Below are 15,020 nucleotides of genomic sequence, written 5' to 3'. Positions count from 1 at the left end.
GACCGCCATGGCGATGAGATGTTCGGTGGACAGAATTTCCACGACTTCGCGCAGGGCTCGGCGAACATGGGCGATCTAAACGACATCCTAAACAGCATTTTCGGTGGCTCTTTCGGCGCAAAAAGCGCAGGCTCGCGCGGTGGATTTAGTTTCAGCTCTTTCGGTGGTGGAGAAGGTTTTGGTGGCTTTAGCGGCAGCAGTTTCGGCGGCGGCTTTGGCGGCGCGCAGAGCCTAGATACGCACAGCTCGATTGAAATTCCTTTTGAAACCGCGATACAAGGCGGCGAGATGAGCGTGCGCATAGGCGGCGAGACGGTTAAATTTAAAGTACCCGCGGGCATCAATGCGGGCGAGAAGCTGCGCATCAGGGGTAAAGGACAAAAATCAGGCGCTCAAAGCGGCGATCTAATTTTAGAGATAAAAATCGCGCCAAGCGCCGAGTACAGCCGCGAAGGCGACGATCTTTTCAAAAAGATTGACATTCCTTTGAAAACGGCGATGTTTGGCGGAAAAATAGAAATTTCGACGCCAAGTAAAAGCGCGACGATAAAGATCGCAAAAAATACCAAAAACGGGCAGAAATACCGCTTAAAAGGCTACGGCGTGCAAAATCGCAAAAGTAAAATTTTAGGCGATCTATACGCGGTGGTAAACGTCGTCCTACCCGACGTCGATTCGCTGGGCGAGGACGTCAAAGCCGCGCTGCAAAAGCTATAAGGAGGCATCAAAATGCATGATTACGATGAGCCGGTTTATCTCATATCGATAGTCTCGAAGGTCTTGGATATTCATCCTCAAACAATACGTCAATACGAGCGCGAAGGGCTTGTGAGCCCGGGTCGCACCGAGGGCAATATGCGACTATATTCGGCGCACGATATGGACCGCATACGCATGATTTTAAACCTTACAAAGGAGCTTGGCGTCAATCTTGCGGGCGTGGACGTGATCTTTCACTTGCAAGAAAGGATCGCTGAGTATGAGCGCGAGATCGAGGAGCTTTTGAAAAAGCGGGTTAGAAGCGGGATGATAAGCGATGAGATTGAAGCGAGCTTTAAGCTGTTTTATATTTAGCCTGGCGCCGGTTTTGGGGCTTTGCGGCAATCTTTTCTCGCCGCTTGAGATGCCTAAATACGACCCACAAAAGGCGCGGCTGGGCGCAAAAATTTTTACCGACGTAAGATTTAGCAGTAAAGGCCGCTCCTGCGAAAGCTGCCATAACTTCTATCTAAACGATTCGGGCGCTTCGGTGCGCGATGGACGCGTGCCTACGCTCATAAATTCTTATTATTTTGACCGCTACTTAGGCGATTATAATTTCGCGGGCTTTGAAGCGCGGATCGCGGCGTCGGTTTTTAGCGGGAATGAACTGGACGCGAGCGAAGATAGAATTTTAAAGCTTATCAGGAAGAATTTAGCCTACAAGCAGGCTTTTAAAAGTGCTTACGGCGAGGCGAATACGGCGAACTTCATTGATGCGCTGGCGGAATTTTTAAAGTCCAAAACGGCGATAAATTCCAAATTTGACCGATTTTTGCGCGGCGAGGTTAAGCTAAATGATGCCGAATATAACGGATATGTGCTTTTTGTGCGGCTGTGCTCGGCATGTCACAACGGCGTTAGCCTAGGCACCGGCAGTTTTACTAAAATTCGCCCAAGCGCGGAAGAGGAGGATGCGCCTAGGCATAGGTTCACTTCCGACGGATTTGAGTTGCGCCGCGTGCCTAGCTTGCGTAATATCACGCAAACCGCACCTTACGTAAACGGGCAGACGGATTTGCGTCTTGCGGTGCGGCAGATCGCAAAGGATCTGCTAAAATACGATCTTAACGATGGGGAGCTTGATGCTTTGATGAGCTTTTTGGCTACACTTAAGGGCGAGATGACGGAGGCGCAGGATGAAAGATAAGATAATGTGGGCTTTGATGGTGGGGATTATGATATTAGGCATAATCATCGCCGGGAATTATTTCTCGTCGCTAAGAGATGTAGCGAGATTTAGCACGATTTCGCGCGAGCTAGCTTTGATCGATAACGCCGATAACCGCTTAAATATATTATTTGATGCAAAGATCGCAAGAAGGGACTTTTCGATCGCAAATGCCGATATGCGCGGCATCTATCAGGTGCTGCAAGCTTTACAAAAAGACAAAATCATCGATAAAATCGGACTTAGCAGCGATGTGCGCGCGATCGGAAACGCTTTTAGCGATAAGATTTCGCTTTTGGACGAGCTTGGGGCTTTAAATTCGCAGAATTTAATCCTTTTTCAAAGTCTGCAGCAAAAATTTTTATCCAGTGGCACAAATGTGCAAAGAGCAAATCTCTACTCTCAAATTTTAGGGCTTAATTATAAAAATCGCTCCGAGATCTCTGCTTTAAAAAGTGCGCTAGAAAGCGCAGATGCGTCAAGCCCCGACGAAGCTGCGTTTATAGGAATTGCGCGGCAAATTTTAAGGAATTTCGAGCGGCAAAATATCATTGTAAGCGATAATCTCTCGTTACTAAACGAGCGCTTCGCAAGCCTGCGCGAGCGATTTTCTTACGCTAGTGAGGAATTTTACGGCTCGTTTATGCAAATGACGATGCTTTACACGGCGGTGTTTTTGTCGTTTTTACTGCTTACTTACATCATAAATTCCGATGCTTTGCGTAGTAAACGCGCCCTCGCGCCCTATCGCGCGCTATGCGAGCAAGCAGGCGAAGCGATAGTTTTGGCAGATCAGAGCTTTAAAATTTTATACGCCAATAAAAGCGCGCTTAGCTTAAGCGGCTACGAACAAAGCGAGCTACAAGGGAGCGATCTTGGAGTTTTGATGCCCAAAGATAAAGGGACCGAACTTCCTGCGATGGTAAATAAAAGCGCCAAAGATACGCGCCTGCTTCGTAAAAACGGCGAGCTAGCCGATGTGAGCCTAAGGCTATCAAATATCGCTGCTGCATCCAAGCCGCCGCTATATGCGCTTTACGCTCATGACATCGGCGAGCGCGAGATTATGAAACTAGCTCTTGCGAGCGCAAAGGAGAGCTTAAACAATCAAGTCTATATCGATCATCTTACGGGCCAGGGCAACGAAGCAGCGCTATATGAGCTAATAAACGCCGAAAAAACGGGCGTAGCGATCTATATAACTATCGTAAATTTTGCAAATTTACGGCTTTTTTACAAGGCAGAGACGACGAATGAAATTCTGCGCTCCTTTGCGCGTACGCTTGCGATGTGTATCGAATCGCACGAGATCAAAGCTAGTATCTTTCGCATCCAATCGGATGAGTTTTGCCTATTTTACGAGGGGCTAAATGTCGCGCGCGATGTGGAGATCATAAATAAATACTTCACCGACAAGGTTTTTAATCTCCATACGACCGAGGGCTTTGCCTCCGCGCCTTTAAATATCACGATGGGCGTGAGCGAGCGTGCAGATGTAGCGGGCGGCGCAAATAGGGTCTTTCAGGCGGTTATGGCGATGTATGAGGCGCAGAGCAAAAACGAGCACGTGGGCTTTTACTCGCGCCCAAATGCGATTGAGGAAAAATATCTGCAAAATCAGATTATGATCAACACCATTCAAAATGCGATCAAGAAAAATCAAGTCTTTGTGCTTGTTCAGCCCATATTTGATATCACCCACCGCGATCCTAGTGGTAACACCTACGGCACCGAGGGCGGTGATTATGTTCCGTTAGTATATGAAATTCTAATCCGCCTAATCGACCGCTCGAGCAAGACGCGCTGCCCGGGTGAGTTTATCGACATCGCAAAGCAAACCTCTCTCTACATCCCGCTAACTCAGGTCGTAATAAACGAAGCCTTTCGCTTGCTAGACCGCTTCGCGGGAACTTGCTTTAGCATAAATCTTTCATATTTTGACATCGCAAACGAAGGCATCAAAGAGCTTTTAGAGCGCAAGCTCGCATCCAGCCCAAATGCTTCAAATCTATTCATCGAAATTTTAGAAAGCGAGGAATTTGACGATTACGAGAGTCTTAGAAGCTTCATCGCCGTAGCCAAAAACTACGGCTGCAAGGTCGCGATAGACGATTTTGGCAGCGGATACTCCAACTACTATAGAATTTTAACGCTCGACGTGGATTACATAAAGATCGACGGAGCGCTCATCAAAAACATCGCAAACGACAAAAACTCGCGCGCTATCGTCGAAACCATCGCTAACTTCGCGCGCAAGCAGGGCTACGAGCTCATCGCCGAATACGTAGAAAACCACGAAATTTCAATCATCTTAGAAGAGATGGGGATTAAATATATGCAAGGCTACTTCTACAGCAAGCCGATGGAGCCTTCGAGGATAAAATTCTAACCTCATCTCGCCGCGACTTTATAGCCCGCCTCTTTAAATTTATAGCCCAAAGATCGCCTTCGTAAGGCGATAAATTTTGATTTAGCAAGCTGCTGCTTTAATACGGAATTTATCTTGACAAATACTACGTGATTTTATCGCGAACTTATGGCGCGCCTTATAGCTAAATTGCCAAAAAAGCTTGCGCATGGCAAATGAAGTGAGAGCTAAATTTAAAATTTGATAGCAGATTTATGGATGAAATTTTGCGAAGTTCAAAATTTTAAAATTCCGTAGCGATAAATTTTAAATTCCGCGCCTTAAATCCGCCTGCAAATTTTAAAATTTTATGGCGCAAATTTCGATCCATTCATTTTATAAACATTTCGCGCGAGCTTTGCAAAAATAAAAATTTTAACAAGCTTTGCTCTAATTAGCGATAGAGCTTTCAAATGCAGGCGGAATTTTTAAGTGCAAACTTTCTTGCTTTCAGCGAGAATGAGCTTAAATTTTAGGCTTTAATGCATTAGCTCAAGCAAATTCGCTCTAAGCCTTCATGCTCCCCGTATCTTTAAATCTTTGATGCCACGACAGTGCCTCGCTTAGGATATGCGGAGTATGCCCTGCACAGGGCTGCGCACATGCCCGCTCGAAATAATCTCTCAGCGCGTCTTGGTAAGTGGGATGCGCGATGCTTATCATCGCGCGAGCACGCTCACGAGGGCATTTGCCGCGCAGATCGGCGATGCCGTATTCGGTGATGATGACTTGAGTGTCGTGCTCGGTATGATCAACGTGACTCACGAACGGCACGATAGCGCTGATCGCGCCGCCTTTAGCTAGCGACGGGCTAAGAAATAGCGACAAATATCCGTTGCGAGCGAAGTCGCCGCTACCGCCGATGCCATTTTTCATCTGCGAGCCCATGACGTTAGTGGAGTTTACATTGCCGTAGATGTCTGCCTCTAGCATGCCATTCATCGATACGACGCCAAGCCTTCTGATGAGTGCTGGCGAGTTGGAGACATCTTGTGAACGCAGTATAATGTGCTTGCGGTAGAAATCGATGTTTTTTTGAAATTCCTCGACACCTGCAGGGCTAAGCGATAGCGCTGTGGCACTTGCAGTGCCTACGACGCCTCTTTTGATGAGATCTAGCATGCCGTCTTGAATCACCTCGGAGTAGCATTGCAGCCCTTGGTAGCCAGCATTTTGTAGCGAGCTAAGCACGGCGTTAGCAACGTTGCCGATACCAGATTGTAGCGGCAGTAGCTTCTTTGCGGGAAGTCTGCCACAAGCCTCCTCGTTTTTTAAGAATTTTACGACGTTGCGCCCGATCGCACTTGAAATTTCATCCACGGCGGTGAAATTATTGACGCGATCATGCGTCCTAGCCTCTATGACAGCGACTACTTTGGTGGGATCTACATGCATATAGGGGTTACCTACGCGATCGCCTACGTGCTTGATCGGCAGATCCTCAGCATGCGGCGGTAGGCGCAGATCTGTAACGTCGTGAATGCCCTCCAGCTCAAGTGGCTGGTAGTAATTCACTTCTAAAATCACGCGATCGGCGATATCGAGCCAGGCTTGGTTGTTGCCTAGCGACGTGGACGGCACGAGCACGCCGCTTTCTTTAATCGCCACCACTTCGATCACGGCAAAGTTTAGATGTGGAAAAAAGCCAGCTTTAAGCTGCGCGGCAAGGCTTGATAGATGCACGTCCGTGTATCGCACGGCGCCGCTATTTATCGCACGGCGCATATCGGCATCCGTAAAAAACGGCACGCGAAAGCTCACGGCACCTGCTTTTGCCAAAACTCCGTCTAAAAGCGGATCGGTCGATGCGCCCGTAAAAATTTCGATTTGATAGGGCTCGCCTTTTTTGTGCAGCGTTGTCGCTCGTTGCGCCAGAGCCTGTGGCAGCGCTAGTGCGCAGCCCGCCCCAACAAAGCCGCTAAAGCCCACCGATGCGCCATTTGGGATCAGTTCGCAGGCTTTCTCGGCGCTCATAATTTTTGATTTTAGATATTCGTTTTGCACGCGTGAGTTCATTTTCCGTCCTAGCCGTGATTTGGGCGAAATTATAATATTTTTGCGCTAAATTTCAAAATCTAAAATTTCGTGCGCGAGCTAGGCTATAGAGCAAAAATATGGGGCGTGGTCGATTGGGATACGCCACAAACGCTTCCGATCAGGCTTTTTTTACTTCGGCGGTTTGCAATACCCGCTTGCGCGAGTGCTCGGTAAATAGGGTTTTAAGTGTGATTGAAGCTTGGTTTAATGATCTAACTACGATATCATCAAACGTTCATCGCGCGCCGAATTTTGCGGAATTTAGGCGCAAAATTTCATCGCATAATTTGTGAGCTGCGATATTTAAATTTAAGCTTCCTTTTGCAATTTAATCGCTCACCGCACTTAAATTTAAATCCCCGCCTCGCAATTTTAAAATAGGCGTTTTAAAATTTATCGCTCGTGGCGTTCAAATTCCGCGTCTAGCGAGCCTTGAGCCCATATTTGAAATACATCGCTTGCGATGCACGCATTTGCCCGTTACGCTTGAATTTTAAGCCGCATTAATTGAAATTCTAGCTGCTTAAAATTATCGCCTCCTCGCACAAGACGGTAGTTTAAAATTCCAATTTCGCACTTTTTTGGAGCGGCTCGACGTAGATACGTAAAATTTTGATATTTTACGCTTGCGAAATTCTAAAAAATTATATCATCGTCACGACTAAATTTCAGATTTTGTTTAAATTCTAGTTCTTAAAATTGTAACTCCAGCTGTTACACGGGATTTTTAATTTTAAAGTTTTAGCGCGCGAATTATAATCTTTGCTGAGTCCAAAAATTGACGCCACTCAAGACACAAATTTAAATCCGCTTTGGAATTTGAAATTTAACCCGCCTAGCCGCTCTTTCGGTCGAGCTTTACTAAAATTTCGGCAAATTTTATTTTGCTAAAATTCCAAAAATTTTATCGCCGTAAAATAGAATGGAATTTTATCTCTGTGGCTTGCCGTCGCCGAATTTTGCGACTATCTCCTCGCTACAGCTCTCCTTAGGCGCCCAGCCCTCGCGCTTCATCCGCGCCAGATTGTCGCACGCCTCCTGCGAGCCGCCCTCGCAAAGCTCGTCGTATATCACGAGGCTGCGGCACTGCCCGCTCGCGAAGCTCTCCAGCGCCGCGGCGTTGCCCAGACAGGCTCGCTCGCGCAGATCGCTCATCGCGCGCCCACCTGCGCCGCTCATTTTATCTCCCTGCATCCGCTCGGCGAGGGTAGCGAGCTCGCAGGCGTCTGCGAAAAAGCCCTGCGCTTTGAGGCGGTTTCGCACGACGCCGCGACCGCCCAGCTCGTATCTCATCGCCGCTTCGTAGCATGCGGCGGCGTCCTTTTTGCTGCACTTTGCTAAAAGCGCGCTAGTTTTTGCGCCGCTAAATTTAAACTCTTTGGCTTTGCCGTCCGCGTTTGCTAAACTAAGCACCAGCGCCGCAGCCAGTGCAAGCTTTAAAGCTTTCATCTCTACTCCTTTTGATTTTGCTTATCCGCTCGCGCGCTCCGATTTACTGCTTCATCGCGTGTCGCACTCGCCGCCTGCTAAAATTTCAAAGGCTCACGCGCCCTATTTGCGATTGAAGCCAGAAATTTTACCGCTTCTGCCGCGCTAATTTTTCGGCAGTAGATCGAGCACCGCGCAGGCGCGCTTGTTGTGCATTTTGCACGCCCTGTCTAGCGCTTGCCCCGAGAGCTCAAAGCTTTGAGGGGTGCCGATTCCTTGGAGATATTTGACCGACAGCTCGTAGCACGCTTCGCTGCTGCCGGCATCACACTGCTCGCGAAAAAGCTCAAACGACGCCACGACGTCCTTCTCCACGCCCAAGCCCCGCCCTAGCGCATCTGCATAGAAAAAGCACGACAGCTGATCTTTGCGCTCGCAGCCGCTTTTCAGGCCGCGCGCGACGCGCTCGCAGGAGCCTTCGTCGCTTTTTACGATGCAGCTTTGCAGATCCGCCCGCGAAATTCCGTCCGTTTGGATGACTGCATCGGCGCTACTTTGCGAGCCGGCGCTTGCCTTGCTGCTCTTTAGAAAGTGAGCGCTTTGCGCGGCGGTCTCGCCGATACTCGTTGTTTTGCCCGCCGCAGAAATTTTATCCGCTTGCGCGCTCTCGCCGCAGTTTGCCGCAAGTGCGCAAAATATCGCCAAAAATAGAAATTTTTTCATACCCGCCTCCGTTAAATTTAGCGCCATTTTAATTAAAAATGCTGAATTTAATGAAAATGCGCTCTGCGCTAAATTCCGGCTCCGTGTCGCAACGCGTTTGGAGCGCGAAATTTAAAGTGCGGCGCCGAAGCGATCGATCACAAGCTCTTTAGCGCCGCAAGTACATTCTGTGCGTCCTGCTCGGGCTCGGCAATTCGGCTAAAGCGCTTTATCTCTTTGCCGCCTCGAAAAATCAGAGTTTGGCGGTGGTAAAATTTCTTCCCGTCGCCGGTGGTGAAGGTTTCTAGCCGCAGCGGCGCTTCAAGCTCGAATTTTTCGTCATTTATGAACTCAAACGTGGCGCCCGTAGCGCACTTAAACTCGCTCGTGCCCGCCTCGCCCATGCTGCCTACGGCGATAAGCTCAAAGTCGAGGGCTTTTATCTGCGCAAGCGCGCTCTCGTAGGCCTTGCACTGAAGCGTGCAGCCTGTAAGCCCTGCCACGTCGCGTAACTCTGCGGGCAAAAATTTGCCGCTGCCGCCCATTTTCGGATAGGTAAAAACCACGCAATTTTTCGGTAAATTTATCATCTTATGCCTTTTGATCGAAATAGGTCGCAAAAATAGCATAAAAAATCTTAAACCCGCTTAACGGATGAAATTTTAATAAAATTTAGCGTAAAATAAGGGGCGAAATTTAGGCAAATCAAATTCGGAGTTAAATTTTGGATATGGACAGAACGATAGAGGAGCTGGCAAAAAAGCAGCAGCAGTGCAAGATAAAATTTCTAAAACCGCTGATTTTATTGCTATGTATCGCGGTTTTTTCCGTCGGCTGGTTTATCCACGGCTTGATCCAAAACGAATACTCCTCCGCCGTGCTGATGTCCGCGATGATCCCGATAATTGCGGTAAGCTGCGTATGGGGGATTTATGATGATTCCATCGCTAAGTGGGAGTACAACGCCTTTTACAAAGACGCCTTCATCCGCGCCATCATTTCAGATATCGACCCCGCCTTTAGATACGAGCCGCAAAGCGGCATAGACGAAGAAGAGATCCGCAAAACGGGCATCTATCCGAATAATGAATTCGTAGCCGAGGATCAGATAGACGGCGTGTATAAAGGGGTAAAATTTAGCCTAAGCGAGGCGATAAAAATCTATGAAACGCGAGAATCTATGAGGCTTGTAGAGTTATCTCAAAGGTCCAAGAGCGATCTTTCCGCGGCTTTTTTGCTATCGGCGATCGCGCTTTGGAACGCTTGGAGGCTCGGCGAATATGTGCAAGCCTTTAGCGGCTCGGTTTTGGTGTGCGAGTTTTATAAGAAATTTAAGGGGCAAACCATCATCGCGGACCGCTCGCCCGGCACCAAATTTTTAGGCGATCAGGAGGTGATGGACGACGTGATTTTCGGCGAGGAATTTCGCGTGTTCGCAAGCGATAAGATCGAGGCGCGGTATCTTTTGACGCCTAGCTTTATGGATCGCTTAGGGGCTTTGAAGCTTAAGCTTGCGCCCAAGATCGCTCTTAGCGCGGCGTTTATGGACGGAAAATTTTATCTATTTTTAAACGGCGCGAAAAACCGCTTCGAAGCCGCGCTGTTTTCGCCGCGCACTACGCTAAGAGACGCCGAGCGGATAAAGGCCGAGGTTTTGCAGCTTCTTGGTATCATTGACGAGCTGCGCTTGAATGAGGAGCTTTTTGGCGGCGCAAGCGAGAGCGGCGAGTCCGCAAATAGCCCGCCACCCGGCGGCGAGGAGCTACAGATATTGCGCGATAAAGGCTTAAGCTCGCGCGATCGCTGATTTGAATTTTAAAATGTCATCTCGCGTCTTTAAATTTAGCGCTTTTTGAAATTCGGCGTCTTTTGAAATTTAACGCGGCGCAAGCGGGCAAATTTTACCGCTTGCGGCGGTAGCTTGAAATTTTAAAATTTAGCCTGCGCGCCGTAAAGCTCGCTATGAAATTTCACTCGTTGTTTCCCGCGATCGTTTCGATCAACTTGCGTTTGTTGCGGCGGTTGTAAAGCACCGACGAAAGGAGCGATAGCGCGATAAATAATATCCCCACGGTGCCCGTTATGATCTCGCTTACTTCAAATTTCAGCTTGGCAAACATTATAAACGCCAAACATGCGATAGCATAGTGCGCGCCGTGCTCCAGATATGCGAAGTGCGACAGCGTGCCGCGCGCGACGAGATACAGCGTGATGGAGCGCACGAACATCGCGCCGGCGCCGAGACCTAGCATGATGATGAAGATATTATCGCTTAGCGCAAACGCGCCGATCACGCCGTCGAAGCTAAAGCTCGCGTCCAGAGTTTCTAAATACAAAAAGCCCGCGAGACCGTTTTTTACGCCGTCCGTGCCGAAAAGACGGTCGAAGCAGGAGATGAGCAGATAGAGCAGGATCGCGCCGAAATACGCTACGCCGAGCGTAGCCGAGCCCGTTTTAGCAAGCAGCACGAGCCCCGCGGCTAGAGCGATCAGCGTGGGAGCGTTTGGAATGCGCTTTAAAAATCGCAAGAGCCCGTTATTTTCGATTATGCCCAGCCAGTGTAGCTCGCGCTGCGCATCGAAGAAAAAATCGCAAAAGACCATCAGCAAAAACGCGCCGCCGAAAACGTAAATTTGCGCTTCGTTCTCGCTTAAAATTTCATGGTAGCGGTGCGGCTGCTTAAGCGCCAGCACGAGGGTTTCCCAAAGACCCAGATGCGCGCTTGCGGCAACGATTAGCACGGGGAATAAAAACCTCATGCCAAAAACCGCGATCGGAATGCCCCAGAGGATAAATCTGCTCTGCCACACCGGCGCCATATCTTTTAGCACTTTGGCATTGACTACGGCGTTGTCGCAGCTGAGGCTGATTTCGAGCGCGCATAAAAGCGCGCAGATATAAGCGGCACCAGCACCGCCGATATAAAACGCGATAGCAAGCGCAATTAGGCTTACTACAAAAGAGGAGTAAAAATATTTCATCATCGTCCTAGCCGATTTTTTGCGCAATTTTAGCAAAATTTAGCCCTAAATTCTATATAATTGCAAAAATTCCAAAAAAGGCAAAAGATGCTTACCAATCCCGTATTTATCAGTATCTGTGTGATGTGCGCGCTATGCTTGCTGAGGTGCAACGTAATGCTTGCGATCCTAATCGGCACGATATGCGCCGTGCTCTCAAGCAAGATCCCGCTGGGAGATGCCATAAATTTATTCATAAACGGCAACCCCGAAAACGCCGGCAGCCTCGGCATGGGCGGAAATTTAGAAACCGCGCTCTCGTATCTGCTGCTAGGCGTCATCGCAAGCGCGATCTCAAAGACCAACTTAACGGCGATCTTGGTGCGCGCGGTGGCAAATTTAATCAGCGACAAAAAATACGTCTTTATCTTTTCGATCGCCTTTTTTGCGTGCTTCTCACAAAATTTAATCCCCGTACATATTGCCTTTATCCCGATTTTGATCCCGCCGCTAGTCAAGATAATGAACTCGCTAAAGATCGATCGCCGCGCCGTAGCGTGCGCGCTGACGTTCGGCTTGCAGACGCCGTATATGGCGCTGCCGTTGGGATTCGGACTTATCTTTATGGGGCTAATCGAAAAAAATATGAACGCAAACGGTATCGCGGTAAGCCTAAGCGATATATCGAGCGTGATGTGGCTAAGCGCCGTGCCGATGCTCGTGGGCCTCATCCTAGCCGTGGTCTACTACCGCAAGCCAAGAGACTACGCCGAAACCAAACAGAGCCTGGATGCGCATTTTAGCGAGCTTAAGATGGGTATGCGCGAATGGGGCGCTCTAGCGGGCATCGCGGTGTGCTTCGCGGTGCAAATTTGGATCAAATCCCTTCCGTTTGCCGCGCTTAGCGGAATTTTGGTAATGCTTGCTAGCAAAGGCATTGAGTGGAAAAAGCTGGATAGCGTATTTGACGAGGGCGTGCATATGATGGGATACATCGCGTTTTTGATGCTGATCGCCGCAGGATACGGCACGATCTTAAAAGAAACCGGCGGCGTGAACGAGCTGGTGCACGTAGCGAGCACTTTAAGCGGCGGCAAACTCGGCGGCGCGCTGCTAATGATCGGTATCGGACTGCTAGTGACGATGGGCATAGGCTCGAGCTTCGGCACGATCCCTATCATCGCTACGATATACTGCCCGCTAGCCGCGCAGTTGGGCTTTAGCACGGCGGCAACGATCTTTATCATCGGCGTGGCAGCGGGTATCGGCGATGCTGGCTCGCCTGCGAGCGATAGCACGCTTGGGCCTACCGTGGGGCTGAATATCGACGGCGGGCATAGCCACATCTGGGATACCTGCGTGCCGACCTTTATTTTCTTTAATATCCCGCTGATCGTATTCGGCATAATCTTTTCGATGATGTTATAGATTGCGGAATTTGCGCGGGTTTTCGCGGACGGAATTTTAGAATTTTAGAATTTTAGAATTTTAGAATTTCGTCCGCGCGGCGCTGCTCGTAAATTTTGTAAATTTACGAATGCGGCCATTTTTAAATTTAGCTGCGCGGCTTTACTTCTAAATTTGCTCGCGCGCTTTTGCCAAAATTTATTTGCGTCGCTCGCACGATCGGCTTAAATTTAACCGCTCGCGGCGCGTTGATGAAAATCATTGCTAAAATTTGAAATTTCGCATAAAATTGGCGAAATTCCATAACAAGGAGCGGTGGTGGAGCAAATTTATCCTTACGTGCAGATCGTCCATCTCATCTGCGCCATTATCTTTTTGGGCTACATATTTTTCGACGTCGTGATTTTTTCGCGGCTTAAAAGCGCGCTGGGCGCGGATTTTGAGCGCGTTAAAAAGGCGATCGGCTCGCGCGCGATTAAGATTATGCCGGTTTGCCTTTTTACGCTGATAATCACCGGCGGAATGATGATGAGCCGTTGGGTCGGAAGCGCTAATGGCGGGTATTTCGGCACGCCGCTTCAAAAAATCTTTATGCTAAAAGTCACGCTCGCGCTCATCATCGCCGTGTGCGTAGCGATAAATTTGAGCTGCCGCGCGATGGGAAGGCCCGCGCCTGAGTTTTTACGAGCAAATATCCACAAGATCGCCTTTGTATTCGGATTCATCATCGTGCTTTGCGCCAAGCTGATGTTTGTAGTATGATTTATGGCACAAAATTTAGCGCTGGCGGCACACTTTTATCGCGGAATTCTGTAGCGTGGCAAAGATTTAATTTTGCTTGCTTTTAAAATACGACGCTTGCTAAAAATTTTAAAATTCCACTTTGCTGGGCGGAAGTAGAAATTTAAGAATTTTAAATTCCACTATGTCTGCGCTAAAGCGCGGAATTTTAAAATTCCACTCCTTTTTTGTGCTGTTTTGTCAAATGCAATCTGCAAAATTTAATCTCATAAAATTTTAAAATTTCATCGCGAGTTTTAAAGCGCTCATAAAATTTCTCACCCAATTCTGCAGCTTTAAAATTTTATAAAATTCCGTGACTTTAAAATTTTGCAAAATTTTAAAAATTTTAAATTCTATCGCTAGGACGCGGATGAAAACTCTAAAAAAAACTCGCGCAAAATCGAAGCAAACAATGAAAAAGCGAATTTATTTGGCGACTTTACTTACTATTTAATAATCATTAAAGATATAAAAAGCTAAAATTGCTTTTCGCCTGCGGGCGAATTTAATGTCTGCTTGCCATTCGGGCGGGATTTTGAGGTTTTCCGTAGCCGTGGCAATAGTTTTGAAATTATTTATGAGAAAGGAAAAAGGATGAAGAAATTTCTCTTAAGTCTGTTTGTCGCAGCTTTAGCTAGTAGTGCGCTTTGCGCAAGGTCGCTCTCCGAGATCAAAAGTAGCGGAGTACTTAGAATAGGCGTTTATGACGCGCAGCCGCCGTTTAGCAAGATAGAAGACGGCGTGCATCAGGGCTTTGAGGTCGATATGGCAAACGCCATCGCTAAAGATATGCTTCCATCAGGCGGGAAGGTGGAGTTTACCTCCGTGCTTGCAAATCAGCGTATAAAATTCCTACAAGAAGATAAGGTCGACGCGGTTATCGCAACTCTTACCGTAACTCCGGAGCGCGAGAAGCAGATCGATTTTACGACCCCGTATTTTAGCGTCAATATAGGCATTTTGACCCGCGTCGAAGATAAGATTAAATCTTTAAATGAATTGCAAGATAAAACTATTTTAGTTCTTAGCGGCGGTACCGCAGAAACATACTTTGAAAAGCAAGGCTATAATATCGCCAGATGCGATAACGCAAACGCTTGCTACAAGGCGCTAAAAGCTGGACAGGGCGACGGGTATGCCGATGATAACTTAGTCGTGCTGGCTTATCCGGTATTAGATAAAAAGGTTGAAGTAAATATCAAAAATTTAGGCACTTCGGATTTCTTAGCCATCGGCGTGAAAAAGGGCAATTCGGAGCTTTTGGATTTTCTAAACGGCGAGCTAATCAAGCTAAGCAAAGAGGGCTTTTTCAAAAATTCGTTCGATAATTTCATCGAGCCCTACTACAAAGGAACTGCAGAGAAAA

Annotated in this window: 13 protein-coding genes; 8 read left to right on the top strand and 5 right to left on the bottom strand. The window is 48.0% G+C overall.

The genetic code is table 11. From position 1 onward, the window contains the following. The 4 genes from Q0095_RS00550 to Q0095_RS00535 all read left to right on the top strand — a co-directional run. The coding region (locus Q0095_RS00550; protein ID WP_297880381.1) for a J domain-containing protein at positions 1-717 on the top strand (717 nt) is incomplete at its 5' end. A gap of 12 nt (positions 718-729) precedes the next feature. Beyond that, positions 730-1,074, top strand: a complete 345-nt coding sequence (locus Q0095_RS00545) for a helix-turn-helix transcriptional regulator (protein WP_297880379.1) — start codon at positions 730-732, stop codon at positions 1,072-1,074. Continuing rightward, a complete protein-coding gene (locus Q0095_RS00540) occupies positions 1,037-1,909 on the top strand; it encodes a cytochrome c peroxidase (RefSeq protein WP_297880376.1) in 873 nt (290 codons plus the stop codon). Before Q0095_RS00545 ends, Q0095_RS00540 begins: the two co-directional genes overlap by 38 nt. Then, positions 1,899-4,319, top strand: coding sequence for a GGDEF domain-containing phosphodiesterase (locus Q0095_RS00535; protein WP_297880374.1), 2,421 nt, complete (start codon positions 1,899-1,901; stop codon positions 4,317-4,319). Before Q0095_RS00540 ends, Q0095_RS00535 begins: the two co-directional genes overlap by 11 nt. A 525-nt stretch (positions 4,320-4,844) precedes the next feature. On the opposite strand, the gene Q0095_RS00530 is transcribed toward Q0095_RS00535, so the two are convergent. The 4 genes from Q0095_RS00530 to Q0095_RS00515 form a co-directional block, all read right to left on the bottom strand. Then, positions 4,845-6,353 (bottom strand): succinate CoA transferase, encoded by a 1,509-nt coding sequence (locus Q0095_RS00530; protein ID WP_297880372.1) that lies wholly within the window; start codon positions 6,351-6,353, stop codon positions 4,845-4,847. A gap of 951 nt (positions 6,354-7,304) precedes the next feature. Continuing rightward, positions 7,305-7,823, bottom strand: coding sequence for a hypothetical protein (locus tag Q0095_RS00525; RefSeq protein WP_297880370.1), 519 nt, complete (start codon positions 7,821-7,823; stop codon positions 7,305-7,307). Positions 7,824-7,967: 144 nt separating this feature from the next. Further along, positions 7,968-8,525, bottom strand: a complete 558-nt coding sequence (locus Q0095_RS00520; RefSeq protein WP_297880368.1) for a sel1 repeat family protein — start codon at positions 8,523-8,525, stop codon at positions 7,968-7,970. A gap of 137 nt (positions 8,526-8,662) precedes the next feature. Then, positions 8,663-9,094, bottom strand: a complete 432-nt coding sequence (locus Q0095_RS00515; RefSeq protein WP_297880366.1) for a redoxin — start codon at positions 9,092-9,094, stop codon at positions 8,663-8,665. Between the two features lie 140 nt (positions 9,095-9,234). On the opposite strand from Q0095_RS00515, the gene Q0095_RS00510 reads away from it, so the two are divergent. Continuing rightward, positions 9,235-10,311, top strand: coding sequence for a DUF3137 domain-containing protein (locus tag Q0095_RS00510; RefSeq protein ID WP_297880364.1), 1,077 nt, complete (start codon positions 9,235-9,237; stop codon positions 10,309-10,311). 163 nt (positions 10,312-10,474) lie between these two features. Here the strand turns inward: Q0095_RS00510 and Q0095_RS00505 are convergent, their stop codons facing one another. After that, positions 10,475-11,485 carry a DUF475 domain-containing protein gene (locus tag Q0095_RS00505; RefSeq protein ID WP_297880362.1) on the bottom strand — a complete coding sequence of 337 codons (1,011 nt, stop codon included), beginning with the start codon at positions 11,483-11,485 and terminating at the stop codon, positions 10,475-10,477. A gap of 87 nt (positions 11,486-11,572) precedes the next feature. Here Q0095_RS00505 and Q0095_RS00500 point away from each other — a divergent pair, with 87 nt between their 5' ends. The 3 genes from Q0095_RS00500 to Q0095_RS00490 form a co-directional block, all read left to right on the top strand. After that, positions 11,573-12,892, top strand: a complete 1,320-nt coding sequence (locus Q0095_RS00500; protein WP_297880360.1) for a Na+/H+ antiporter NhaC family protein — start codon at positions 11,573-11,575, stop codon at positions 12,890-12,892. A 297-nt stretch (positions 12,893-13,189) separates the two neighbouring features. Further along, the gene (locus tag Q0095_RS00495; protein ID WP_295150422.1) at positions 13,190-13,633 is read left to right on the top strand and encodes a copper resistance protein CopD; all 444 of its coding nucleotides are present in this window, start codon (positions 13,190-13,192) and stop codon (positions 13,631-13,633) included. Between the two features lie 615 nt (positions 13,634-14,248). Beyond that, the coding region (locus Q0095_RS00490) for a transporter substrate-binding domain-containing protein (RefSeq protein ID WP_297880358.1) at positions 14,249-15,020 on the top strand (772 nt) is incomplete at its 3' end.

The organism is uncultured Campylobacter sp. (genome assembly GCF_938045535.1).
GTDB lineage: Bacteria > Campylobacterota > Campylobacteria > Campylobacterales > Campylobacteraceae > Campylobacter_B.
The sequence above is the reverse complement of the archived record's forward strand: the minus strand, read 5'-3'. Positions and strand labels throughout refer to the sequence as shown.

Coding starts and splice junctions, on each gene's coding strand:
- Q0095_RS00500 (WP_297880360.1), top strand. CDS start 11,573: ATGCTTACCAATCCCGTATTTATCAGTATCTGTGTGATGTGCGCGCTA.
- Q0095_RS00525 (WP_297880370.1), bottom strand. CDS start 7,823: ATGAAAGCTTTAAAGCTTGCACTGGCTGCGGCGCTGGTGCTTAGTTTA.
- Q0095_RS00530 (WP_297880372.1), bottom strand. CDS start 6,353: ATGAACTCACGCGTGCAAAACGAATATCTAAAATCAAAAATTATGAGC.
- Q0095_RS00515 (WP_297880366.1), bottom strand. CDS start 9,094: ATGATAAATTTACCGAAAAATTGCGTGGTTTTTACCTATCCGAAAATG.
- Q0095_RS00545 (WP_297880379.1), top strand. CDS start 730: ATGCATGATTACGATGAGCCGGTTTATCTCATATCGATAGTCTCGAAG.
- Q0095_RS00510 (WP_297880364.1), top strand. CDS start 9,235: ATGGACAGAACGATAGAGGAGCTGGCAAAAAAGCAGCAGCAGTGCAAG.
- Q0095_RS00505 (WP_297880362.1), bottom strand. CDS start 11,485: ATGAAATATTTTTACTCCTCTTTTGTAGTAAGCCTAATTGCGCTTGCT.
- Q0095_RS00520 (WP_297880368.1), bottom strand. CDS start 8,525: ATGAAAAAATTTCTATTTTTGGCGATATTTTGCGCACTTGCGGCAAAC.
- Q0095_RS00535 (WP_297880374.1), top strand. CDS start 1,899: ATGAAAGATAAGATAATGTGGGCTTTGATGGTGGGGATTATGATATTA.
- Q0095_RS00540 (WP_297880376.1), top strand. CDS start 1,037: ATGAGATTGAAGCGAGCTTTAAGCTGTTTTATATTTAGCCTGGCGCCG.